At 72.2% G+C, this 21,697-nt stretch carries 24 protein-coding genes; 8 read left to right on the forward strand and 16 right to left on the reverse strand.

Translation table 11 applies throughout. The features are described 5' to 3' along the window. Positions 1–43 precede the first annotated feature (43 nt). The gene (locus Vgi01_RS16870; protein ID WP_146017418.1) at positions 44–712 is read left to right on the forward strand and encodes a fasciclin domain-containing protein; all 669 of its coding nucleotides are present in this window, start codon (positions 44–46) and stop codon (positions 710–712) included. Between the two features lie 145 nt (positions 713–857). On the opposite strand, the gene Vgi01_RS16875 is transcribed toward Vgi01_RS16870, so the two are convergent. The 4 genes from Vgi01_RS16875 to Vgi01_RS16890 form a co-directional block, all read right to left on the reverse strand. Next, the gene (locus Vgi01_RS16875) at positions 858–2,141 is read right to left on the reverse strand and encodes a citrate synthase (RefSeq protein ID WP_102656366.1); all 1,284 of its coding nucleotides are present in this window, start codon (positions 2,139–2,141) and stop codon (positions 858–860) included. Between the two features lie 215 nt (positions 2,142–2,356). Beyond that, the gene (locus Vgi01_RS16880; RefSeq protein ID WP_204291644.1) at positions 2,357–4,390 is read right to left on the reverse strand and encodes a sulfatase-like hydrolase/transferase; all 2,034 of its coding nucleotides are present in this window, start codon (positions 4,388–4,390) and stop codon (positions 2,357–2,359) included. Further along, entirely contained in the window at positions 4,383–5,879 is a 1,497-nt protein-coding gene (locus Vgi01_RS16885) for a class I SAM-dependent methyltransferase (RefSeq protein WP_239089019.1), read from the reverse strand. The genes Vgi01_RS16880 and Vgi01_RS16885 overlap by 8 nt, the downstream gene beginning before the upstream one ends. 6 nt (positions 5,880–5,885) lie before the next feature. After that, a complete protein-coding gene (locus tag Vgi01_RS16890) occupies positions 5,886–6,035 on the reverse strand; it encodes a hypothetical protein (RefSeq protein WP_013734425.1) in 150 nt (49 codons plus the stop codon). Positions 6,036–6,215: 180 nt separating this feature from the next. Here Vgi01_RS16890 and Vgi01_RS16895 point away from each other — a divergent pair, with 180 nt between their 5' ends. Then, positions 6,216–6,620: a VOC family protein gene (locus tag Vgi01_RS16895; RefSeq protein WP_204291645.1), complete on the forward strand. Its 405-nt coding sequence runs from the start codon at positions 6,216–6,218 to the stop codon at positions 6,618–6,620. A gap of 76 nt (positions 6,621–6,696) precedes the next feature. On the opposite strand, the gene Vgi01_RS16900 is transcribed toward Vgi01_RS16895, so the two are convergent. The 4 genes from Vgi01_RS16900 to Vgi01_RS16915 all read right to left on the reverse strand — a co-directional run bounded on the left by Vgi01_RS16900 (position 6,697) and on the right by Vgi01_RS16915 (position 10,073). Further along, positions 6,697–7,422, reverse strand: coding sequence for a helix-turn-helix domain-containing protein (locus Vgi01_RS16900; RefSeq protein WP_204291676.1), 726 nt, complete (start codon positions 7,420–7,422; stop codon positions 6,697–6,699). 153 nt (positions 7,423–7,575) lie between these two features. Next, positions 7,576–9,015: a sensor histidine kinase gene (locus tag Vgi01_RS16905; RefSeq protein ID WP_204291677.1), complete on the reverse strand. Its 1,440-nt coding sequence runs from the start codon at positions 9,013–9,015 to the stop codon at positions 7,576–7,578. A gap of 17 nt (positions 9,016–9,032) precedes the next feature. Then, positions 9,033–9,776: a response regulator transcription factor gene (locus Vgi01_RS16910; RefSeq protein WP_373306981.1), complete on the reverse strand. Its 744-nt coding sequence runs from the start codon at positions 9,774–9,776 to the stop codon at positions 9,033–9,035. Between the two features lie 75 nt (positions 9,777–9,851). Further along, entirely contained in the window at positions 9,852–10,073 is a 222-nt protein-coding gene (locus Vgi01_RS16915) for a DUF8847 domain-containing protein (protein ID WP_102656362.1), read from the reverse strand. 155 nt (positions 10,074–10,228) lie between these two features. On the opposite strand from Vgi01_RS16915, the gene Vgi01_RS16920 reads away from it, so the two are divergent. From Vgi01_RS16920 to Vgi01_RS16930, 3 genes are all read left to right on the forward strand, one after another. Next, entirely contained in the window at positions 10,229–11,170 is a 942-nt protein-coding gene (locus Vgi01_RS16920) for a serine/threonine-protein kinase (RefSeq protein ID WP_102656361.1), read from the forward strand. A 59-nt stretch (positions 11,171–11,229) separates the two neighbouring features. Beyond that, complete coding sequence (locus tag Vgi01_RS16925) at positions 11,230–11,652, forward strand: OsmC family protein (RefSeq protein WP_013734432.1); 423 nt, start codon at positions 11,230–11,232, stop codon at positions 11,650–11,652. 279 nt (positions 11,653–11,931) lie between these two features. After that, positions 11,932–12,807, forward strand: coding sequence for a hypothetical protein (locus tag Vgi01_RS16930; protein ID WP_204291646.1), 876 nt, complete (start codon positions 11,932–11,934; stop codon positions 12,805–12,807). Between the two features lie 30 nt (positions 12,808–12,837). Here Vgi01_RS16930 and Vgi01_RS16935 read toward each other — a convergent pair whose 3' ends face one another. The 4 genes from Vgi01_RS16935 to Vgi01_RS16950 all read right to left on the reverse strand — a co-directional run bounded on the left by Vgi01_RS16935 (position 12,838) and on the right by Vgi01_RS16950 (position 16,566). Next, positions 12,838–13,290, reverse strand: a complete 453-nt coding sequence (locus tag Vgi01_RS16935) for a response regulator (protein WP_199180067.1) — start codon at positions 13,288–13,290, stop codon at positions 12,838–12,840. 56 nt (positions 13,291–13,346) lie between these two features. Beyond that, a complete protein-coding gene (locus Vgi01_RS16940) occupies positions 13,347–13,700 on the reverse strand; it encodes an STAS domain-containing protein (protein ID WP_204291647.1) in 354 nt (117 codons plus the stop codon). Between the two features lie 77 nt (positions 13,701–13,777). Then, the gene (locus Vgi01_RS16945) at positions 13,778–14,839 is read right to left on the reverse strand and encodes a cobalamin B12-binding domain-containing protein (RefSeq protein WP_204291648.1); all 1,062 of its coding nucleotides are present in this window, start codon (positions 14,837–14,839) and stop codon (positions 13,778–13,780) included. Continuing rightward, positions 14,836–16,566 (reverse strand): PP2C family protein-serine/threonine phosphatase, encoded by a 1,731-nt coding sequence (locus tag Vgi01_RS16950; RefSeq protein ID WP_102656357.1) that lies wholly within the window; start codon positions 16,564–16,566, stop codon positions 14,836–14,838. Before Vgi01_RS16950 ends, Vgi01_RS16945 begins: the two co-directional genes overlap by 4 nt. A 244-nt stretch (positions 16,567–16,810) precedes the next feature. Between Vgi01_RS16950 and Vgi01_RS16955 the strand changes: the two genes are divergently transcribed. Continuing rightward, a complete protein-coding gene (locus Vgi01_RS16955) occupies positions 16,811–17,167 on the forward strand; it encodes an STAS domain-containing protein (protein ID WP_233196587.1) in 357 nt (118 codons plus the stop codon). A gap of 99 nt (positions 17,168–17,266) precedes the next feature. After that, the gene (locus tag Vgi01_RS16960) at positions 17,267–17,611 is read left to right on the forward strand and encodes an STAS domain-containing protein (protein ID WP_102656356.1); all 345 of its coding nucleotides are present in this window, start codon (positions 17,267–17,269) and stop codon (positions 17,609–17,611) included. 58 nt (positions 17,612–17,669) lie between these two features. On the opposite strand, the gene Vgi01_RS16965 is transcribed toward Vgi01_RS16960, so the two are convergent. Then, positions 17,670–17,963 (reverse strand): hypothetical protein, encoded by a 294-nt coding sequence (locus Vgi01_RS16965; protein ID WP_102656401.1) that lies wholly within the window; start codon positions 17,961–17,963, stop codon positions 17,670–17,672. A 218-nt stretch (positions 17,964–18,181) separates the two neighbouring features. On the opposite strand from Vgi01_RS16965, the gene Vgi01_RS16970 reads away from it, so the two are divergent. Next, complete coding sequence (locus Vgi01_RS16970) at positions 18,182–19,162, forward strand: 4a-hydroxytetrahydrobiopterin dehydratase (RefSeq protein ID WP_102656355.1); 981 nt, start codon at positions 18,182–18,184, stop codon at positions 19,160–19,162. 120 nt (positions 19,163–19,282) lie between these two features. Here the strand turns inward: Vgi01_RS16970 and Vgi01_RS16975 are convergent, their stop codons facing one another. The 3 genes from Vgi01_RS16975 to Vgi01_RS16985 are packed head-to-tail and all read right to left on the reverse strand — an operon-like array spanning position 19,283 to position 21,695. Next, positions 19,283–20,584, reverse strand: a complete 1,302-nt coding sequence (locus Vgi01_RS16975; protein WP_204291649.1) for an NAD(P)/FAD-dependent oxidoreductase — start codon at positions 20,582–20,584, stop codon at positions 19,283–19,285. A gap of 51 nt (positions 20,585–20,635) precedes the next feature. Further along, on the reverse strand, positions 20,636–20,920 hold the full coding sequence (locus Vgi01_RS16980; protein ID WP_204291650.1) for a DUF6510 family protein: 285 nt from the start codon (positions 20,918–20,920) through the stop codon (positions 20,636–20,638). Positions 20,921–20,972: 52 nt separating this feature from the next. After that, complete coding sequence (locus Vgi01_RS16985) at positions 20,973–21,695, reverse strand: ferredoxin reductase (RefSeq protein WP_204291651.1); 723 nt, start codon at positions 21,693–21,695, stop codon at positions 20,973–20,975. Between the last annotated feature and the right edge of the window lie 2 nt (positions 21,696–21,697).

Consider the following 21,697-nt stretch of genomic DNA (forward strand, 5'->3'; position numbering starts at 1 on the left):
GCGCCCGGCCTGCCGGTACACCAAGTGCGGAGTGGAGAACATCGTGACCGACGTCTTCCTCGACACCATGAGGCCGACACCACGGCGGGTCCGACGGGCCGGCCCGGCCGCAGGGCTGGCGCTGGCCACGCTGCTGGCGGTCACGGGGTGTACCGGTGGCGACGCGACGGACGGTGACGGGATCACGCCCGTCGCGTTCACCGTCACCGGTCCACTCTGTGCCGAGCTGCCGGCGGGCACCGAGCCGGGAAACCCGGAGTCGCTCGCCGGCATGCCCGCCGACCAGGCCGTGCAGTGGATTCCCGTGCTGACCACCTTCGACGCGGCGGTTCGGGCCACGGGCCTGGCCGGCGAGCTGACCGGGGTGACCGTCCTGGCGCCCACCGACGACGCGTTCGCCGAGAAGTTCTCCCGGACCAACCTCGACGAGCTGCTGCTGCACGACACCGACGAACTACGTGAGTTGCTGCGCGAGCACCTGGTGACCGCGCCGATGTCGGTCGCCGAGATGGTCGCCGCCGGCACGGTCAAGACCGTCGCCGAGGGCGAACTCACCGTCACCGCTCAGGGGTCGGTTGCCCGGTTCGGCAACGAGGCCGAGACGGTGTGCGCCGACTACCAGGCGACGAACGCTCGCATCCACGTCATCGACCACGTCCTCGGTTCGCTGCCCACCACGGCCGGCGGCGAGGACGACCATCCGTACCACTAGGCCCGCGGGGTACAAACCCCCTCCTCGCGGACCACGAACGGCCGCCGACCCCGATTCCGGGGCGGCGGCCGTTCGTGTTTCGTCGCTTGTTAAGAAGGGGCCCCTCCTCTACGCCAGGCGTTAAGAAGGGGCCCTTCCTTACGGGTCAGCGGTTTTCGAGCGGGAGGTAGTCGCGCTCGGTGGCACCGGTGTAGATCTGCCGCGGCCGACCGATCTTGGTTTCCGGGTCGTTGATCATCTCACGCCACTGTGCGATCCAGCCGGGCAGCCGGCCCAGGGCGAACAGCACGGTGAACATCTTCGTCGGGAAGCCCATGGCCTTGTAGATCAGGCCGGTGTAGAAGTCCACGTTCGGGTAGAGCCGCCGGGAGACGAAGAAGTCGTCGGCGAGGGCGATCTCCTCCAGTTCCATGGCGATGTCCAGCAGCGGGTCGGGCTTGGCCATCCGGCCGAGCACGTCCTGGGCCGCCTTCTTCACGATCGCGGCACGCGGGTCGTAGTTCTTGTAGACCCGGTGGCCGAAGCCCATCAGCTTGACGCCGTCCTGCTTGTCCTTGACCTTGCGGACGAACGACTGCACGTCGCCACCGCTGGCCTGGATGCGCTCCAGCATCTCCAGCACGGCCTGGTTGGCGCCGCCGTGCAGCGGGCCGAACAGGGCGTTCACGCCGGCGGAGACGGAGGCGAACAGGTTGGCGTTGCTGGAACCGACAAGCCGTACGGTCGACGTGGAGCAGTTCTGCTCGTGGTCGGCGTGCAGGACGAAGAGCATGTCCAGCACCCGGGCCATCACCGGATCCACCTCGTACGGCTCCGCCGGCACGCCGAACGTCATCCGCAGGAAGTTCTCCACGTAGCCCAGCGAGTTGTCCGGGTACAGCAGCGGCTGACCGATGGACTTCTTGTAGGCGTACGAGGCGATGGTCGGGACCTTCGCCATCAGCCGGACCGTGGACATCTCCACGTGCTGGGCGTCGAACGGGTCCAGGCTGTCCTGGTAGAAGGTGGAGATGGCGCTCACCGCCGAGGAGAGCACCGCCATCGGGTGCGCGTCCCGGGGGAAGCCGTCGAAGAACCGGCGCATCTCCTCGTGCAGCAGCGAGTGCCGACGGATCCGCTCACTGAACTCGGTCAGCTGCTCGCTGGTCGGCAGCTCACCGTAGATCAGCAGGTAGGAGACCTCCAGGAAGGAGCTCTTCTCGGCCAGCTGCTCGATCGGGTAACCCCGGTAACGCAGGATGCCCGCGTCCCCGTCGATGTAGGTGATCGCGGACGAGCAGGCGGCCGTGTTGACGAAACCGGGGTCGTACGTCGTGAGTCCGGTTTCCTTCAGGAGCTTGCCGACACCGATGCCGGCGGGGCCCTCGACCGCGGAATGTACCGGCATCGACAGCTGCCCGCCGGGGTGATCGAGCTTGACTTCCGTCATGTGTTTCCTCGCTTCGCCGGCAGATCTACGTTGAATTGCCTTCGCTTCTACCGTAATTGCGGTTGCGACAACACCGCCCGCCGTGGTTCTGCGGTGAGGTATGCGTCACCCGATTCCCGACCAGGCGGCGGGGAAACCCCGACGATCAGGACACACAGGCACGGAGGGCACACGGAGCGTGGAAGTTCCCTGTCGAAACGGGACTGTGCGACGACTCAGGAGATGGTGAGCTGCCGCAGGGTGCCGGTCGGCTCGACCAGGTACAGGTCGAGGCGGTTCGCGCCGGCCCGGAAGAACCGGTCGTCGGCGATCAGGGCAGCGAACCGCCGTCCTGACGGGTCGGGGGCGACCACCGGCACCACCGAGGCGACTGTGCCGTTGACGGCTACCGCCAGCAGCGTGCCGTCGGGGACCTGTTCGGGCAGGGTGCCCCAGATCAGTGCCGGTAGTTGGCCGCTGTCCGGGTCGACGGCCCGGAAGCCGTCCTGGCCGCCGATGCGGACGGTGCCGCCGGGCGCAGCGTCCGCCACGACGGTGCCGACCAACGGATGCGGGGCCGGCGGTGGCAACGGGTCGGGCACGCCGCCGGCGATCGGGGTCGGTTCGGCGGGCCGGTCGTAGAACACCTTGCCCGGCTCGGTGCGCGGCGCCTGGCGGGCGGAGCGGCCGTCTACCCGCCACGGCAGCGAGATGGCGGCCTCGTCGGCGATGGTGGGCAGCAGGTCGACGTGCTCCCAGTTGCGGTCGTCGACCCGGCCGGCGCGTTGTCCCGGTGTCTTGACGAAGGTCGGCACCCAGGCCACCTCGTCGGCGGCGGCCCGGATGGCGTCCATCCCCCGGCCCTGCGCGCCCTTGGTGAAGCTGACCCCGTGGTCGGCGGTGACCACCACAAGCGACTGGTCCCACAGGCCGGTCTCGCGCAGCGTCCGCAGCGTCTCGCCGATCAGCCGGTCGGTGTAGCCGAGCTGTGCCAGGTGACGGGCGCGGGCCAGGTCCACCCAGCCGTCGCCCTCGTTGGGGAACTCCTCCGGCGCCTCGTAGCGCGCCCCGGAGGGCAGGTACGCCCAGGGCGAGTGCGGCATCAGCAGGTGCAGGAAGTGCAGCGTCGGTCGAGGTGCGGGGGTCAGGCCGTTGAGGAAGCTGGTGAAGCGGGCCGGCTGGTTGACGTTCAGGCTGTCCCAGCGGAACTTCGGGTCGTCCGGCACCGGCTCGGCGGCGTCGATGCCCGCCTCCTCGGCGGTGCGTTCCCGGTAGGAGTTCTCCGGGTCGATCCGGCTGTCCTGCGGCGACGTCACCTGGCGCAGCAACTGGCCGGTCTCCCGCACCAGGACGCCGAGCCCCTGCTCCGGCATGATCGGCTGCTCGCACCGGCTGGGCGGGCAGAGCCGGGTGATGCTCTCCTCGGCGCGGATGTCGTACAGGCCGCCGAAGGCGGTGAACAGGTTGTCCGGGTAGTGCGAGTAGTGCGGGGCGTACGGCTGCGCCGGGTAGCGGCCGGTCAACATGGCCGGCAGCGCGTAGGGCGTCCAGCCGCTCACCCCTGTCGCGTTGCGGTACCAGGTGGATGCGGCGGCCAGTTCGGCGAAGTGCGGGAACCGCTGCGCGTCGATGCCGCCGTCCGGGCCGAGCAGGGAGACCAGCGGCAGCTCGTCGAGGACCAGCACGACCACCGGCGGATGCCGGTTGCCGGTGGCGGTGCCGGCCGCGCCGCCGTCACCACGGGGCAGCACCACCGGCGCGGTCGGCGAGGCGAACAGGAACAACCCGACGAAGATCAGCGGACCGACGGCGGCCACCCGCAGCACCCGGCCCGCCGCCCGCCAGCGCCGGTGGGCGTACGCCCCGACGGCGCCGACCACCCCGGCCACCAGCAGCAGCGGTACGCCCCGCAGCGGCGTGAGCTGCCGACCGACCTGTACGGCCAACGCGGCGACCAGCAGGCCCACCAGCAACGTGTGGGTACCCGCCCGCACGGTCGGCCCGAGCAGCCCGCCGGCCAGCCCGAGCAACCCGACGGCCACCGTCGGCAGCACCGCGACCAGGGCCACCAGCAGCAGGATCTCCCGACGGTCGGCGCGGTGGAACAGGAAGAAGTCCGGACTGCGCCCGAGCACGTCCAGCAGCGGCTGGGTGATCACGAGGCCGAGCAGCGCCGCGACCTCCAGCAGTCGACCCGCCTCGGTGCGCCAGCCGCCCCACCCCCACCGCCAGCGGCGTGTCCGCTGCCCGGTGTCGGGCTGGTCAGCCACCCAGGGCCACCCGGTACAGCGTCCGGCTGCCCGACGGCAGCTCCCACCGTTCCTCGACGGTGCCGTGCGTGGCGAGCAGCGCCTCGAAGGCGTCCCGCCGGTAGTCCGGGAACAGCCCGTCGGGCTTGTTGGCCAGCAGGCGGCGGGCCATCGGGTCCTCGGGGTGGACGAACTCCACCACCAGCCGGCCGCCGGGGGCGGCCAGGGCGGTGAGGCAGGCCAGCACCTCGGGCAGCGGCACGTTGCGACCGATCGCCAGGTGATGCACCAGCGCCAGGGCCAGGACGGTGTCCGCGCCGGTGCGGGCGGCGAAGGAGGCCCGTTCGATCCCGCGCCAACCGCCGCCGGGTGACGGGTCGGCCAGGTCCATCACCAGCGGCAGCACCCGCCGCTCGCCCTCGCCCCGCAGGGTGCGGTAGAGCCGGTCCACGACCGCCGGGTCCTGTTCCACCGCGACGACGTAGTCGGCGTGCGCGGCGGCCAGTCGGGCGTACCGGCCGTCGTTGGCGCCCAGGTCGAGCACGAGTCGCCGCTGGGCGGCGCTGGTCAGCGCGGCGGTGACGAAGCGTTCCTTGGTCGACCGGTCGGCCTCGGAGTAGCCGCAGGTGCGCTGGTAGTCCACCCAGTGGCTGGTCGGCGGCTGGTGGTCCAGACGCCGGACCAGCTTCTCCATCCCGCGTACGGTGGCCAGCGCCAGCTCACGGCTGTAGCCGGCGTCGCGCAGCTGGGCGCGTACGTCGGTGGTGGTGCGGGCGGCGTTGCGGCGTTGCACGCTGCCGTGCAGGTGGACGTGGGTCAACACGCCCGGCAGCAGGCGGCGTACGCCCCGGAAGAGGCGGCCCATCTGGTCCGGTTCGATGCCGTCGATCTGCGCGCGCAGCCACGGACGGAAGTCGACCCCGAGATGGGCGTTGAGCAGCAGCGGGTAGAGCAGCGTCTGGCAGAACTGCCGGTAGCCGGCCCAGGGCTCGCCCTCGCGGAGCGGGGCGAACGATCCCACGTCGATGAAGACCGGTTCGGTGCCCCGCCACTGCAGGTTGTACGCCGACCCGTCCTTGGTGGTGAAGCCGGCCGGCAGGGCCTCCCGGAGGATCTCCAGGTGCAGCAGCGCGGCGTCGCGCAGCATCGTGAACGACCACTCGTACGGGTGGGACACGAACGGGATGCGGTCGTGCCGCAGCACCGCCGCCCACCGCTGGGGTGCCGTGGCCGCCGGCATCTCCTCGGTGCCGCAGACCTTGCCGGCGGCCATCAGCGGCGGGAAGAAGTCACTGCCGGCCAGGGCCCGCCAGTGTGCCGCCGCGGTCTCGTCGAGCGCGCGCAGCACGTCCTGGCCGGCGTGGAAGACCCGGTTGGCCGGATCGCGGAACGATCCGGGCTCGGCGCGCAGGTCACTGCCGGGCTCGGCGGGCAGGTCGGTGCCGGGCAGGTCCGGGCGGGAGGAGGGGGCGCCGGGCGGTGCGGGGTGGTGCAGGTGCGGGATCGCCATGCCAGGTCAGCTCTGGTCGGTGGGCTGGCGGCGGAACCGGCTGACCAGTCTGCGCCAGTAGAGCTTGGCTGCGACCGCGACGCCAGCGACCCCGCCGACCACCGCCTGCACGATCAGGCTGCCGGATCCCGCGTCCAGGTAGGCCAAGTGGTTCACCGACCGCTCCTTTCCCTCGCCGTGTCGAACCCCGGCTACACCGCAACAAAGCTCACATTCATGGTCTAGCCGGACTTCTGCCACCGTACGCCGATCTTCGGTGTCCTGTCGGGCACAACGCCCACATCTGGCGTCCGTTTCGTTCAAGACGGTGGCCGACGATCGCCGTAGCCTGCGGCCATGACCCCAGAACTCGACCTCATCGGCATGGTCAGCACAGACCTGGCCCGCACCGTCGCCTTCTACCGTCGGCTCGGCATCGACATCCCGCCGGACGCGGAACGCGAACCGCACGTGGAGGTACGACTGCCCAACGGTCTGCGACTGGCCTGGGACGACGTCGCCACGATCCGTTCCTTCGACCCGGACTGGACCCCACCGGTGGGTGGCGCGCGCACCGCGCTGGCCTTCCGCTGCGCCGACCCGGCCGAGGTGGACCGGTGGTACGCCGAGCTCACCGCAGCGGGCGGTCATGGGCACCGGCCGCCCTGGGACGCGGTATGGGGGCAGCGCTACGCCGTCGTACACGACCCGGACGGCAACGCCGTCGACCTCTTCGCCCCGCTGCCGCCTGCCGAGTCGTGAGCACCGCCGGAGCTGCTCGCCACCGGCGAGCCGGTGCCTTGGTCGAGCCGGTGCCGAGCTCAGGCCGGTGCCGGGCTCAGGTGGTGAGCAGTGCGGTGGGTGGCACACCGGCGAGGGCGCGCACCTCGCGGGTCAGGTGCGCCTGGTCGGCGTAGCCGGCCCGGGCGGCCACCTCGGCCAGCGACATGCCCGCCCGGGCCAGGGCCAGCGCCCGGCGCATCCGCAGGATCCGGGCGAGGGTCTTCGGGCCGTACCCGAACAGGTGTCGGCTGTGTCGCAGCAGGCTGCGCTGGTCGAGCCCGGCCCGGGCGGCGGTCTCGGCCACGGTGGCTCCCGCGGCCAGGGCGGCGGCCATCCGCAGGCCCCGCGGGTCAGCTCCGCCGGCCGCCCGCAGCCGGCGCACCGCCACCGTCGCCAGGAGCGTGCCGACCTCGTACGGCCCGGCATCGGCAGCGCCACGGCCCGCCACCGCGTCGGCCGCCTGGTCGGCCAGGACGCGGGTCGCCCGGGCACCCCAGAGGTCGGCCAGGGGCACCCGCTTGTCGCGCAGTTCGACGGCGGGGACTCCGAAGACGGCCGGACCGACACCGGGCGGCAGGCGCAACCCGACCCAGTGCTCGGCCGGCGCGCTCGTACTCAGGTGCGCGGTGCGGTCCGGCCCGGCGACCAGCAGCCCGAGCCGGCTGGACCAGAGCAGATCCAGGCATCCGTCGGGAAGCACCCGGACGGGTCGCGGGTGCGTCGGGGCGCTGCTGGTCCACAACACCGCCCCGGCCACCCCGGCCGGACGTTCCCGATACACGCCGCCAGTCTGCCCCGCTGCGGCGACGTCCACCCCGCCGCCGCGCCCGAGCGGCAGCTCGGTGACCGGCCCGGGCAGCGCCATCGTGTGGCGGGGCCGGCAGGGCGGGGCCGCGGTTGGCCGGCTGTGGAGCCTTCGGCGGGGGCGGCCCGGCTATCCGCCGTCCAGGGTGGGGTCGGGCAGCCGGACGGTGAACACGGTGCGGCCGGGCCGGCTGTCGAGGGTGACGCTGCCGTGGTGGGCCGCCACCACGGCAGCGACGATGGCCAGGCCGAGGCCGGTGCTGCCGTGGGCGCGGGAGCGGGAACTGTCGCCGCGGGCGAACCGTTCGAAAACCTCGGCCCGTAGCTCGGCGGGGACGCCGGGGCCGTCGTCGGTGACGCTGAGTTCGGCGGCCTCGTCGGCCAGCCGCAGGCTGGTGGTGACGGTGCTGTCGGGCGGGGTGTGCACCCGCGCGTTGGTCAGCAGGTTCGCCAGCACCTGGTGCAGCCGGGCAGGATCGCCGGGCACCCGGATGACCTGGTCGGGCAGGTCGAGCTGCCAGCGGTGGTCGGGGCCGGCGACGTGCGCGTCGCTGACCGCGTCCACCACCAGCGCGGTGAGGTCGACCGACTCGACCGCCAGCGGACGACCCGAGTCCAGCCGGGCCAGCAGCAGCAGGTCGTCGACGAGGCTTGTCATCCGGGTGCTCTCGGACTCGACCCGGCGCAGGGCGTGCGCCACGTCGGCCGGTACCTGGTCGTGGCCGCGGCGGGCCACCTCGGCGTAGCCGCGGATCGCGGCCAACGGCGTACGCAGTTCGTGGCTGGCATCGGCGACGAACTGGCGTACCCGGGTCTCGCTGGCCTGGCGGGCGGCGAGCGCTGCGGCGACGTGCCCGAGCAGCCGGTTGAGCGCGGCACCGACCTGCCCCACCTCGGTACGCGGGTCGGTGTCGGCGGTCGGCACCCGTTCGGAGAGCGCCACCTCGCCCCGGTCCAGCCGCAGTTCGCTGACCCGGCCGGCGGTGGCGGCGACCCGGCGCAGCGGCCGCAGGGTGGCCCGGACGATCACCATGGCGGCGGTGCCGGCGACGAGCAGCCCGGCGGCGGTGACCCCGGCCTGGGCCAGCACCATCCACCACACGGTCTCCTGCACCCCGGACAGCGGCACGCCGAGCACCCGGACGGTGCCGGCGGTGGACTGCCTGGCGACGAGCCGGTAGCTGCCCCGGTCGCCGAGGTCGCGGCTGTGCGCGCGGCCGTCGGTGGGCACCGTGGCCAACGCGGCGACCTCGTCGACCGGTACCGCCCGTTCCTGCCGGTCGGCAAGCGTCCACGCCTCGGTGACCTGCCCGTCGACGACGCGGGCGTTGATCGTGCCGGGCGGGAAGCCGCGCGGCACCCGCACGTCGTTCCAGGACGGCGCGCCCGGTCCCGGCTCCCAGGGCGTCCCGGCGCGCATCCCCGCCATCGGGAGCAGTTGCTCGTCCAGCCGGGAGACCAGGAACTCCCGCAGCGCCGCCGTGGTGATCCCGCCGATGGCCAGGCTGACCACGGCCAGCAGGGCCACCAGGGTGACCACCAGGCGGGTCCGCAGGGACCACCCTGCCACCCAGCGGCGCAGCACGCTCACTCCGCCGGTTTGAGCAGGTATCCGGCGCCACGCAGCGTGTGGATCATCGGCTGCCGACCGGCGTCGATCTTCTTGCGCAGGTACGAGATGTACAGCTCGACCACGTTGGCCTGGCCGCCGAAGTCGTAGTTCCACACCCGGTCGAGGATCTGCGCCTTGCTCAACACCCGACGGGGATTGCGCATCAGGTACCGCAGCAGCTCGAACTCGGTGGCGGTCAGGGTGATCAGCTGACCGCCGCGGCGTACCTCGTGGCTCTCCTCGTCCAGGGTGAGGTCACCGACGGTCAGCACCGCCTCCTGCCGGGCGGTGACGGCGAAGCCGGAGCGGCGCAGCAGGGCGCGCAGCCGGGCGATCACCTCTTCCAGGCTGAACGGCTTGGTCACGTAGTCGTCGCCGCCCACGGTCAGCCCGGCGACGCGCTCCTCCACCGCGTCCCGGGCGGTCAGGAAGAGCACCGGCACCGTGGCGTTGTCCTCGCGCAGCTTGCGCAGCACCTGGAAGCCGTCGAGGTCGGGGAGCATCACGTCGAGCACCACGGCGTCGGGCTGGAACTGTCGGGCGGTGCGGATCGCACCCATGCCGTCGCCGGCCGTGCGCACCTGCCAGCCCTCGTAGCGCAGGGCCATCGACAGCAGGTCGGTCAGGGTCGGCTCGTCGTCGACCACCAGCACCCGGACCGGTTCGCCGTCGGGCCGGCGCAGCTCGACCCGACCCGGCCCGGCCTCCCTCTCGGTCATCATGAGCTCATCGTGGTCCGGCACGTTGGAGACGGCTTGTGCGGATTCTGTGAGCCGGCTGTGCGTACCGGTGGGTCATTCGGTCACCCCGACCGGGTCGGTGCGCACGTAGCGCATCGTCCAGGCCGTGCCGTCGGGTCGCTGGCGGGCGTAGAGATGGTCGGCGGCCGGCGTGGGCGCCGCCTCCGGTCGCCGCAGCACCCACAGGCGGGGCGGAGCACCGTCGGGGCCGGCCGGTAGCTCCCGAACCAGGTCGTGGGCCGGGCCACCGACAAAACGTACGGTCACCTCACTCATCACCCGTATCCCTCCAGACTCCCTGGTATCGCGCTCCCGGCTCGCACGCTAACGCACCGACCGCGATCTCAGGCCGGTTTGCCCTGATCGGCGGCGGGGTACGGGTGCCGAAGCCGCCGGTGAGGCAGGCACGAGGCGAGGGCAAGGGGCGGTCGATGAGAACGCTGGACGGGCGGTACCGGCTCGAACAGCGCATCGGTGTCGGCGGCATGTCGGAGGTCTGGCGGGCCCACGACACGGTGCTGGACCGGCCGGTGGCGGTCAAGCTGGTGTCCCCGGATCAGCCGGACGGCACGGCGTCGGTGGAACGGATCCGGGCCGAGGCGCGATCCGCCGCCCGGTTGGCGCATCCCAACATCGCCAGCGTGCACGACTTCGGCACCTGCGCCACCATTCCGGGCCGGGAGACGCCGTACCTGGTGATGGAGCTGGTGCAGGGCGAGACGCTCGCCGCCCACCTGCGCGCCGGCCCGCTGGACTGGCGCATCGCGGTGCGGGTGTGCGCGGAGGTGAGCGCCGCCCTGGCCGCCGCGCACGGGCACGGCATCGTGCACCGCGACGTCAAACCGGCAAACGTGATGCTCACGCCGTCCGGGGTCAAGGTGCTCGACTTCGGCATCGCCACGCCCGCCGGGGCCGCCGACACCGCCGGCGAGGGCATGGTCGTCGGTACGCCGGCCTACCTGGCCCCGGAACAGCTGCGTCGGGCGCCCAGCACGCCGGCAGCCGACATGTACGCCCTCGGCGTGCTGCTCTACTACTGCCTGACCGGGCGGCTGCCGTACACCGCCGACAGTGTCACCCAACTGCTCGGGCCGCAGCGGCGGCAGCCGCCGCAGCCGCTGCCCGAGGTGCCCGGGCTGCCCGCCGAGGTGGCCGAGATGTGTCGGCGCTGTCTCGCCGAGGAACCGCTGCTGCGGCCGAGCAGCCTGGTCACGGCGCTGCTGCTGGCCGAGGTGGTGGACGCCCGGGTGTACGTGCCGATGCACGAGCCCCTGCTGCCGCGACAGCGCGCGGTGAGCCCGTGGACGGAGCAGGCGGCCGCCGAGGCCACCGAGGCGGTGGTCGGGGCGCAGTGGAGCCGGCACGGCGGCTGACTTCCGGTTTCACCTGAGCGGCGTCGGGTAGCCGGGCGGTGAGTGACGGGAGGAACGCGATGCCGAGTTCCTGGCTGAACGAGGTTGCCGCCGCGACCGCCGAGGGCGGTCACATTCACACCGACGACGAGGCGCTGTCCACCACCCTCGCCTCACCGCTGGCACCACACAGCACGGGGCTGACCCCCTCGCAGCTGCTCGCCGCCGCGTACGCGTCCTGCCTGCACCATGCCGCGGTGGAGGCGGCCGGCGGGATCACCGACGAGGCCCACACCGTGCAGGTACGCGCGGAGGCGAAGCTGGGTCGCGACGACGACGGGCGGTACCGGGCCGACGTGCACGCCTCGATCTCCTCGGTCGGCCTGAGCCGTGAGCAGCTCGCCGAACTGGTCGAGCACGCCGACCGGCTGTGGCCGTTCTCCCGCGACGACGGCGGCCGCCACCGGCTCACCGTCACCCCGGCCGAGAACGGACGGCACTAGGCAGTCATCGTCAGGGCGGCCGAGGCGGCCGCCCTGGGGGGCCGATGGCGGGTCGACCGTTCGGTGGATGCCGACCATCGCGGCCAGATCCCCGACCAAGATCACCTTTTCCTGCCGGTTTCCGATGACATTCCGGTCATGGCGGAAATAGCAGGTTGGTGCTTATCGTCAGCTGTGGGTGCTGCTGCGCAGAATCACCCGGCCGTTAGCCGCAAAATGTGACTCATGCCATCAAGCCACCCGGATGGCAGGACGCCGAGACCTCTTTAACCTCGGCGGATGCACCCCGACGACGACTTCGACCAGAAGCTGCCCCCACAGCAACAGGCGAGCCGATCGGCCGATGGTTCATCACCCGAAAGGGTGGTCGGCCGGCATCGCGCCGCGGTAGCGCCCCGTCGCGGCATCGCCGCCGTGCTCGGCGGCACCGGGCTGCGGGTGGCCCTGGCCACCGGGGTGGCCTGCTGCCTCGGCGCGACAGCCGTGGCGGTGGCGTCGACTCGCGACACCGACGAGGCTCCCCGCCCTCAGGTGGCCGAGGCCGTGGCCGACCGCGCGCTGGCCGCCGAGGACGGCGCCGCCTCCCGGTCCCTGGACCGCTCCAGCCCTTCCCCCGCCCCGTCGAGCAGCCCCAGCCCGTCCGCCTCCCCCACCGTGAAGCCGTCCGCCACGCCCAAGGCGAAGAAGACGACGGCCAAGCCGAAGAAGCCCTCCCGCCCCAAGCCGGTCGCCGGGCTGACCCAGGCGCAGATGGACAACGCCAAGGTGATCGTGGACGTCGGCGTCGACATGAAGATCCCGCGCAAGGGCCTGGTCGTCGCCGTCGCCACCGCCATGCAGGAGAGCACCCTGCTCAACTACGCCAGCGGTGTGCTGCCCGAGTCGCAGAACTACCCCCACCAGGCCATCGGCTGGGACCACGACTCGGTCGGGCTGTTCCAGCAGCGCCCGAGCAGCGGCTGGGGCACCGTCCGCGACCTGATGCGTCCCGCCTACTCGGCCCGCGCGTTCTACGAGGCCCTGCTGCAAGTGCCCGGCTGGGAGCAGATGAGCCTGACCCTGGCCGCGCAGGCCGTGCAGATCTCCGCCTTCCCGTACGCGTACGCACAGCACGAGGAGCGGGCGAACACCATCGTCGCCGCACTCCTGAGCTGAGGTCGCCGCACTCGCGACGTCAGGCGAGGGTCAGGGGCGCTGCTTGGGCAGCACGACCACCCGGCCGAAGAACTCGTCGATGCGGTGCACCACGTCGTTGAAGTCGTCGAGGTCGATCGGCTTGGTGACGTACGCGTTGGCCTGCAGGGTGTAGCTGCTGATGATGTCGGTGTCCGCGTTGGACGTGGTCAGCACGACGATCGGAATGGTGCGCAGGTCCGCGTCGCCCTTCACCTCGCCCAGCACCTGACGCCCGTCCATGCGGGGCATGTTGAGATCGAGCAGGATCACGTCCGGGCGGTGCGCGGCGCTGTGTCGACCCTCGCGGCGCAGGAACTCCATCGCCTCCTGGCCGTCGCTGACCACGTCGATGACCTTGTCGACGTCGGAGGTGGCCAACGCTTCCTCGATCATGAGCACGTCACCCGGGTCGTCGTCCACGACGAGGATGCGAACCGGGTCAAGGGCACGAGCGGCCATCATTTACCTGCCTCAGGTCGGCGCGGACGGGATCTGCGATTCCCACGCTGGCGGGGAATCTAACCCATTCCGGCACGATCGTCCGGGCCCGGGTCGGCAGAACCGTACCCGAGCACATCGGCCAGGCCGGTCACCTTGAGCACCCGCTCCACCCGACCGGTCGCGCCGGTGACACGCAGCCAACCGCCATGCTCGGCAGCACGGTTGTCGCCGCGTACGAAGACGGCGATCCCGGTCGAGTCACAGAACGTGAGCTCGGTCAGGTCGATCAACAGGCGTCGCTGCCCGGCGGCGGCCAACCGGTCGATCGCCTCGTTCAACTCGGGGGCGCTGCTCATGTCGAGCTCGCCGACGAGACGGAGGCGGGCCGGGCCGCCACCATCACGTTCGGCGTACGTGACGGTGAGCGTCACGGTAATCCCCTCTCGCCGCCCGGGACGAATGCTTGCCGTGCGGCAAGTATAGTGCGCACCACACGGCGGGCCGCATCTTACGCCTCCGGTGACTGACTGTGCCGACGCCCCGCCGCCGGCAGCGACGCGCCACCGGCCCGCACGTACGCTCCGGCGCGCGGGAAGTCGTGCAGCACGCCCGCGTAGTGCCGCAACGTCGCGCCCACCGCGGCGGCTGGCACCCCTCGACTGGCCAGCACGGTCACCAGCCAGTCGACGAACTCGGTGAACAACGAACCGTCGTCGACATAGAGCGCGGCGGCCAGGAAGTCCAGGATGTAGCCGAGATCGCTGACCGTCGAGTCGAGTTGGGCCGGGGTGTAGTCACCGAAGCCCGGTATCCGCTGCGCCAGGTCGGCCAGCGCGCTGTCGATCAGTTCGCCACGTCGACCGACCAGGCCGGCGTACTCGTCGTCGGCCAGGTGGGCCAGGTCGGCGGGTGCCACGGCCCGCAGCACCCGCTCGTCGCCGAGCAGATCGGCGGCGGTGGGACCGTCCGGCGCCCAGGCCACCCCGAGCCGACGCGCCCAGCGGCCGTCCGCGCCGAACCCCCGACCGCCGACCACGACCGGCACGTCCGAACGCTGACAGGCCTCGATCATCCGGTGGGCCTGGGGCAGCCGCATCGGCAGCGCACAGGCCAACGCGACCGCGTACGCGTCATGCCGGTGCAGGTACGACACCAGATGCGCGGCGGGCACGCTGGCCCCCAGGAAGGTCACCTGCCAGCCCCGCAGCCGCAGCACCTCGGCGACCAGCCGCGCCGGCAGGGCGTGCCACTCACCGTCCATACAGGCCACCACGATCCGACCGCGGTCGCCCCGGGGATTGGCGTACGCGGCAATCGACGCCACCACCCGCTCGCTGACGTGCGTGGCCGCGTGTTCCTGGGCCACACTCCACTCGTTGCGCGCCCACCGCTCCCCCACCTCGGCCTGCGCCGGTGCGACCAGGTCCAGCAGTACCCGGTCGGCGGGCACACCCGCGTCGAGCAGTTCCCGCGCCACCTCGACGGCGGCCGGTTCGTCGGCTTCGGCGAGGCAGTGCAGATATCGCGGGTAGAGCGCAGCGGGAGAGGTGCCCGTCGTCGCCGTGGTCACGATGTCGTCGTCCCTTCCCGCACCACCGGAGTCGGAGTGGGCACCGCGTGCAGGTGCCGGTGTGGCCGGGTGCCGGTGGCACGCAGCGCCAGCACCGCTATGTCGTCGTGGTCGCGCTGGGCCAGCCAGTCGCAGGTGATCTGCTCGACCCGTTCGGCGAGGGCCGGCGCCGGCATCCGCTGGCAGCCGGTCAACGCCTGCATCAGGCGCTCGGTGCCGAGTTGCTCCGCGCCCCGGCGACCGCCGCGTGCCTCGGTCACCCCGTCGCTGTAGAGCAGACAGGTCTCGCCGGGGGCGAGTCGGGTGGAAACCTGGCTGACCCGCGGGTCCGGGACCACCCCGATGAGCATCCCGTTGAGCGGGAGCTGCTCCACCTCACCGGAGGACCGCACCACAAGCGGGGGCAGGTGGCCTCCGCCGGCCAGCGTCAGCGCCAGGCCGCCGTCACGGTGCGGCCGGACCACACCCAGCACCATCGTGGCGAACCGGCCCTGCCCGTGCGCCAGGGTGCTCTCCAGCAGCGCGTCGTTGAGCAGCCGCAGCAACCGGGCCGGCTGCGCCTCGATGCGGTGCAGCGCGTGCAGGCACTGGCGCAGCTGGCCGGTGAAGACCGCGGCCTCCACCCCCTTGCCCGAGACGTCGCCGAGAAAGAACACCGCGCCACCGTCGGGCAACCGGTGGGAGCCGTAGAAGTCGCCGCCGATGCGCAGACCGGCCTGCGCCGGCCGGTACGCCGTGCCCCACTGCACGCCCGACACCTCCGCCGGCTCCACCGGCAGCAGGCTCGCCTGCAACGTGTCGGCCACCTCGGCCTGGTTGCGGTAGAGCAGGGCGGTGGTCAACGCCGCGCCGGCGCGGTCGGCGAAGGCTCGCAGCAGGTCGAGATCGTCGTCGGTGTACCAGCGGGCCGCCGGCCGGGCCACCAGCAGCACGCCCACCGGCGCGTCCCGACCGGGCAACGCCACCAGTCGGACACTGGCGTCGGCGGCGTCCATGCCGGGCAGCCAGCCCGCTTCGACGGCCTGTTCGGCGAGCCAGTCGACGGCGTGCGGCTGTACACCGTGCAGGCTGTCGGTGACGGCTGCGGGCAGCTCCGCCGCGGCCAGCACACCTCGGTCCAGAGTGGGCAGGTCGTCGTCGTCCCGGCGGGCTCGCCACCACCGGGCCCGCCCCGAGCGGGGTGCCAGGATCAGCACGGCCACCTCGGCCAGGGTCGGCACGGCCAGCCGCACCACGGCAGCGGCGGCGCGGTCGGGATGCAACGGGTTGCCGAGCTTCTCCCCCACCACCGCGAGGAAGGCCGAGCGGGCGCGTTCGGCGGCCAACTCGTCGGCCGGGCCGGTGTCTTCGCTGACGTCCTCGACGTACCAGCAGGTCGGGCCGGCGGAGAGCGGCACCCGCCGGACGCGCAGCCGACGTCCGTGGTGCACGATCTCGGCGCTCGAGCCGTCCAGCCCGTCGAATGCGGCGCAGGCACCGCCCACGACGATCTCCGGCAGCAACCGTTGGGCGACCGGGCTCACCTGCCACACCAGGCCGTCCGGACCGCACAGCACCAGCCCTTCCCGGAGGTGCTCGACGATCTCCGGCCAGCCGGCGAACTCCGACGAATCGATGGTGGGCGGGACGGCGGTGGACGCGGCAGGGCTCCACGCCGGGGCCTGCGGGGGACTCGGCGTGAACCGTCCGTCGCCGGGGTCGATGTCCCTGACGTCGGCACCAGTCACCAGGTAAGCCCCACTCCTTCTCGATGCCGCACCCGCGCCGCGGTGTGCCTGGTCGCGTTCCGTCACCAGGGTACGCCGGTGTCAGCGCACCGCCAGTCGGGCGGCGCTCCGACGCTACCGTCCGCCCCTCACGCGGGTCGGCGACAAGGTTGTTACGATCCGGACGCCCGTGCCCGCCTGCCAGCCGCGGAAGGCGTGATCGTTGCTGTCCCACGGTCGAAGACCCGAGACCACGCCACTGAGCGTGATCGTCGACCGGTCCGATCCCGACATGCCGGTGATCCGGGTGGGCGGCGATCTCGCCTACACCACCGCGAGCCCGCTGCGTTCGGAGATCGACCGGGAACTACAGGCCGGTCCCGCCACTCTCGTGCTCGACTTCGCCGACCTCCAGTTCATCGACAGCACCGGGCTCAGCATCATCGTGCACACCTGGCGTGAAGGGCTGCGCGACGGCGTCACCCTGCGGCTGCGCGCGGTGCCTCGGTTCCTGGAGACCATCCTGGACATGACCGGGGTCACCGGCCTGCTCGCCCGCTCGACGAGCGGCGACGCACCGCTGGGCACCGAGCCGGACGGGCAACCCACGGTCACCGTCTGAGCGACCCGCGTGGTCGGCGAGACCCCGGCCCGTTCGCGCCGCGGTGAATCGCGCACCCCCGCGACTTGCGTTCCGCGGTGGGGCTGGGAGCATGGAGGCATGTCCTCCCAGCTGTTGGCCATCGAGGTCAGCCGGTTCGATGTCGGACGTGCGGAGCTGCGGCTCACCGGTGACCTGGACTTCGACAGCGCTCCGGAACTGGTGAGCGCCGTCGAGAAGCTGCGCCGGGACGGCTACCAGCACCTTGTCATCGACCTGGCCGGAGTGGCGATGTGCGACTCCTCGGGTCTGAGTGCGCTCGTGGTGGCCCACCGGGGCGGTCCGGTCCCCGTCCGGCTGGTCGGCATCAACCCCAACCTGCGGCAACTGCTCGACCGCACCGGTCTGGCCGAGTTGCTCCAGGTGTCGACCGCCGCCGACGGCGACACGCAGGCCGCCGGCTGACACCGGCGTCGGGGGTGCCCCCGACCCTGGGACCAGGGGCCGGGGGCCGGAGGATGGCTCAGGGTGCCGTCACGACCGATCCGGCACGGCGGGCCTCGGGCATCGGCTCCGCGTCGTCGGGCGGACCCGAATCCGGCGTCTGGAATAGATAGCGGACGAACTCCGCATCCGTTCCGCCGTCGCCGGGCCACTGTCCCGCACAGTCGACGCCGATCACCTCACGTCCGGTGCCGTCGGCGTCCTCCAGCAGAGCCCACAGGCTCACCGGATAGCAGCGGGTGTTCTCGGGGGCCAGCCGCCAGCGGGCGTACCAGCCGGGCCGAGCCGGGACGATCTCGACAATCCGCTTCATCATGACCTGCCCTTCCGCCGTGCCTCGGAAGATCTCCGGTCCGCTGCGATCATCGACGCCGGTCGGGTGAGCGGCCCTCACCCGACCGGGATGAAGCGTGGCGATCGTCGCCCACCCGCGCCGTCTCCCGGTCCGGGCCGATCGTTTCGTGCCCGGTAGCGGTGGGAAGGCCACCGGCGAAGCCCGAAGCAGTACACCAGCGGAAGCGAGGTGTCAGCATGCGCAAGCAGATGGAGGGCGACAACCAGCGGCGACGGGCGCTTGCCCGACAGGCCCGCGAGCGCGGCCTTCAGGCCGCCGACACGGGCGCCAGCCTGAGCGCGTCGAAGCAACTCACCCATCTCGACCAGTCCCGACGATCCGGCCCGCCCGCGGCCGGTCAGCGCCACAAACCGAACACCACGCGTGGTGGTCCCGCGCCGCCGCCGGCCGGCGTCCCGCAGAACAGTCGACCGATGCCCGAGGCGGGCGTGGGCAACCCCGGCGTCACCACTGTGGGCTACCACGATCTCGTCGCGGACGTCGGCCGGCGAGCCGGCGTCGACTTCCGCACCGCGAAGGTGGGTGTGGAATCGACGGTGCTCGTGCTGGCCTGGGCGTTGGGCACGGCCGAGCGCCAACGCCTGCTGGCGGCGGTGCCGACGTCGCTGCACGACGTCGTGCCGGTCGACGGCATCGAACGGCGCGAGGATCTGCCCGGCTTCCTGTCCGAGGTGGGACGGATCAGCGGCCGCAGTCCCGAGCAGGCCCGTTACCAGGCCGAGGCGACCCTTGCGGCCCTCGCCGAGCGCGACGGTGACCTGGTCGAGTCGCTGCACGTGCCGGACCAGTTGCGGGAACTGCTGGAACCGATGGACGTCGGCGGTGGCCTGGTCGGCGCCAGCAGCGCCACCGCGCCACTTACCGGCTCGGAACTGGCTGCCGCGCTCGATGCTCTGCCGTACTGGTCGGGCGACGACGAGGTCCTGACCCGCACCCTTGAGCTGCCGTCGGACAATCTCGACCGGGTGCTGGACCGGCTCGACCAACTCCGCGTCCAGACCGGTCGAGGGCCGCGCATCGGCCGGGCGGACCCGACCACGGCGGTACTCACCGTCCGCACCGGCAGTGCCGGTGGGGTGACCGCGCTGGATGTCGACCTGGCTCACACGGTCGACGCCGCGATCGACGAGGCGGGCGCAGGTCTGGCCGCCGGCTGAGCCGGCCGGATCGATCGGGCCCGGCGACGCGGGCAGCAGGAACGAGGCCGGTGGGCATGCTGTCCACCGGCCTCGTGGCCTGCCCGTTCCGATCATCGGCACCGGTCCCCCGCCGCCGGCTCAGTGCGCCCAGGCGGGCACCTCCGGCGAGGTGCTCTCCAGCGGGACCGCATGGGCCGGCACGAGGCCCAGTTGGGTCGACGAGCGGGGCAGCGTCGCGTCCAGCACCCAGTCGGCGCTCACCCTGGCCCGGTTGCCGGGCATGGCCAGCAGGTGGTACCCGCGGGTGACCGCCTTCGCCGGCAGGCCGGACAGCGGCACCTTGAGCGGATTGGCCGCCGCGTGCTTGCCGCCCAGGTCGACCACCCAGCCCAGGTCGTGGTGCTTGTACGGGCGACGCCGGCCCTGACCGTAGGAGGCGGCGATGTTGTGCGCGGCGAGCTTGCCCTGCCGCTGAGCGTGCTGGGCGGTCATCGTGCAGATCTCGCCCGGCCGGGTCAGATCCGGCACCGCGGCGGCGTCACCGCAGGCGTACACCTCGGGGAAGCCGGGGACGTTGAGGTACTCGTCGACGACCAACCGCCCCTTCTCGGTACGCAGACCCAGTTGCGCCACGAACGGGTCGGGGCGTACTCCGACGCACCAGACCAGCGAGCAGGTGGGCACGTACTCCCCGTCGGTGAGCTTGACGCCGTCGGCGGTCGCCACCGCGACCGAGGTGCCCATCCGGACGTCCACGCCGCGTCGGCGCAGCACCCGGTCCGCGGTGCGCGACATGTGCTGGTCCAACTCGGGCAGCACCCGTGGCGCGACGTCCAGCAGCATCCACTTCGGACGGATCTTCAACCGGGGTCGTTGGCTGGCGAGTTCGTCGGTGAAGAGCTGGCCGTGCGCGGCCACCTCCGTACCGGTGTAGCCGGCCCCCACCACCACGAAGGTCGCCCGGGCCTGCTGCTCGACCGGGTCCGTCGTCTGCTCGGCCAGTTCGATCTGCCGGATCACGTGGTCGTGCAGGTACAGCGCCTCGGGCAGGCCCCGGAAGCCGTGCGCGTACTCGGTCACCCCGGGGATCGGCAGCAGCTTGTTGACGCTGCCGACGGAGAGGACCAGCCGGTCGTACGCCAGCCGGTTACGGTCCCCCTCGGGCTGGGTGAAGGCGACCCACCGGTTCTGGAGATCGACGTGATCGGCCTCGCCGATGACCACACGGACGTTGTCCAGCGTGCCGGTCAGCGGCACGGCGATCCGGCTGGGCGCCACCACACCCGCCGCCACCTCGGGCAGCAGCGGCAGGTACAGGAAGTAGTTCGTCGAGTTGAGCAGGACGATCTCGGCCCGGCCACGGGCCAGCCGGCTCAGCGTCTTCGCCGCGTGGTAACCGGCGAACCCGGCTCCCACGATCACCACACGAGGTTTCGTCATCCTGGGCCGGTTCCCCTGGATGACTGAGACAAACGTCCACGCCGGCCCCGGTCACCCTCCGGCGGGCACCTGCGGCATCGGCAGCTGGAGCAGGGCGGTCCCGCGCAGGTCCAGGAAGGCCCTCTCTGGCGCGCGGACCAGTCGCATCATCACCTCGGTGCAGGTCGGGCAGCGCGCCACGAGTCCCGGTGCGTGCGAGTAGACCCGCAGGGCGGCCACCGGGCCGGTGGCGCCGCAGTGGGCGCAGCGGCCGGTGGCCGTGCTCATGTCGACCGCGAACACCTCCCCCAACGGGCCGTCGAGCATGTTGCCGTCGACGTACGGCAGCGTGGTCATACCGGGCCTCCTTCACTCAGCCGCTCGGGCGGTACTCAGCGGGTCGGGTTACTCAGCCGGTCGGGCCGAAGCGTTCGGTCCGCACCAGGCGGGCCGGGTGTCCCAACCCGACGAGCAGGTCGGCGACGGTCTCCACGAACCCGGTGGGGCCGCAGACGTACACCCGGGGTTCCAGCTCCGGCGGCCAACCGTGGGTGTTGACGTCGGCGAGACCGATCCGGTGCGGCCGGCCCGGCCACTGCTCGGGTGCCTCGCGGGTGTAGACGTACGCGACGTCGAGACCGGCATCGTCACGGACCCGCTGACGCAACTCCTCGGCGTAGAACACGTCGTCGGGGGTGCGTACGGAATAGATCAACCGGAACGGGACGCGACTGCCCGCCGCCCGACGGGCCCGGACCATGGCCATCAGCGGCACCACACCCGACCCGCCGGCGACCAGCAGCAACGGTTCGGTCTGCTGCGGTCGCCAGATGAACCAGCCACCCAGGGGCCCACGAACCTCCACCGGGTCGCCCACCTGATAGCCGTCCACCAGGAACGGCGACACCTCGCCGTCGGGCACCCGCTGCACGGTCACCTCGATCCGGTCGCCGTCGGCGGGACCGGCCAGGGAGTACGAGCGGGCGGCCTGGTAGCCGTCGGGGGCGGTGAGGCGGATGTCGACGTGTTGGCCGGGCAGGTGGCCGGGCCAGTCCGGCACCTCGAGCACCAGGGTCTGCGCGGTCGCCGTCTCGACCCGGCGGCTGACCAGCCGGGCCGGCTGCCAGCGCATCC

Origin of the sequence: Micromonospora gifhornensis, assembly GCF_016863515.1 — a bacterium.
GTDB lineage: Bacteria > Actinomycetota > Actinomycetes > Mycobacteriales > Micromonosporaceae > Micromonospora > Micromonospora gifhornensis.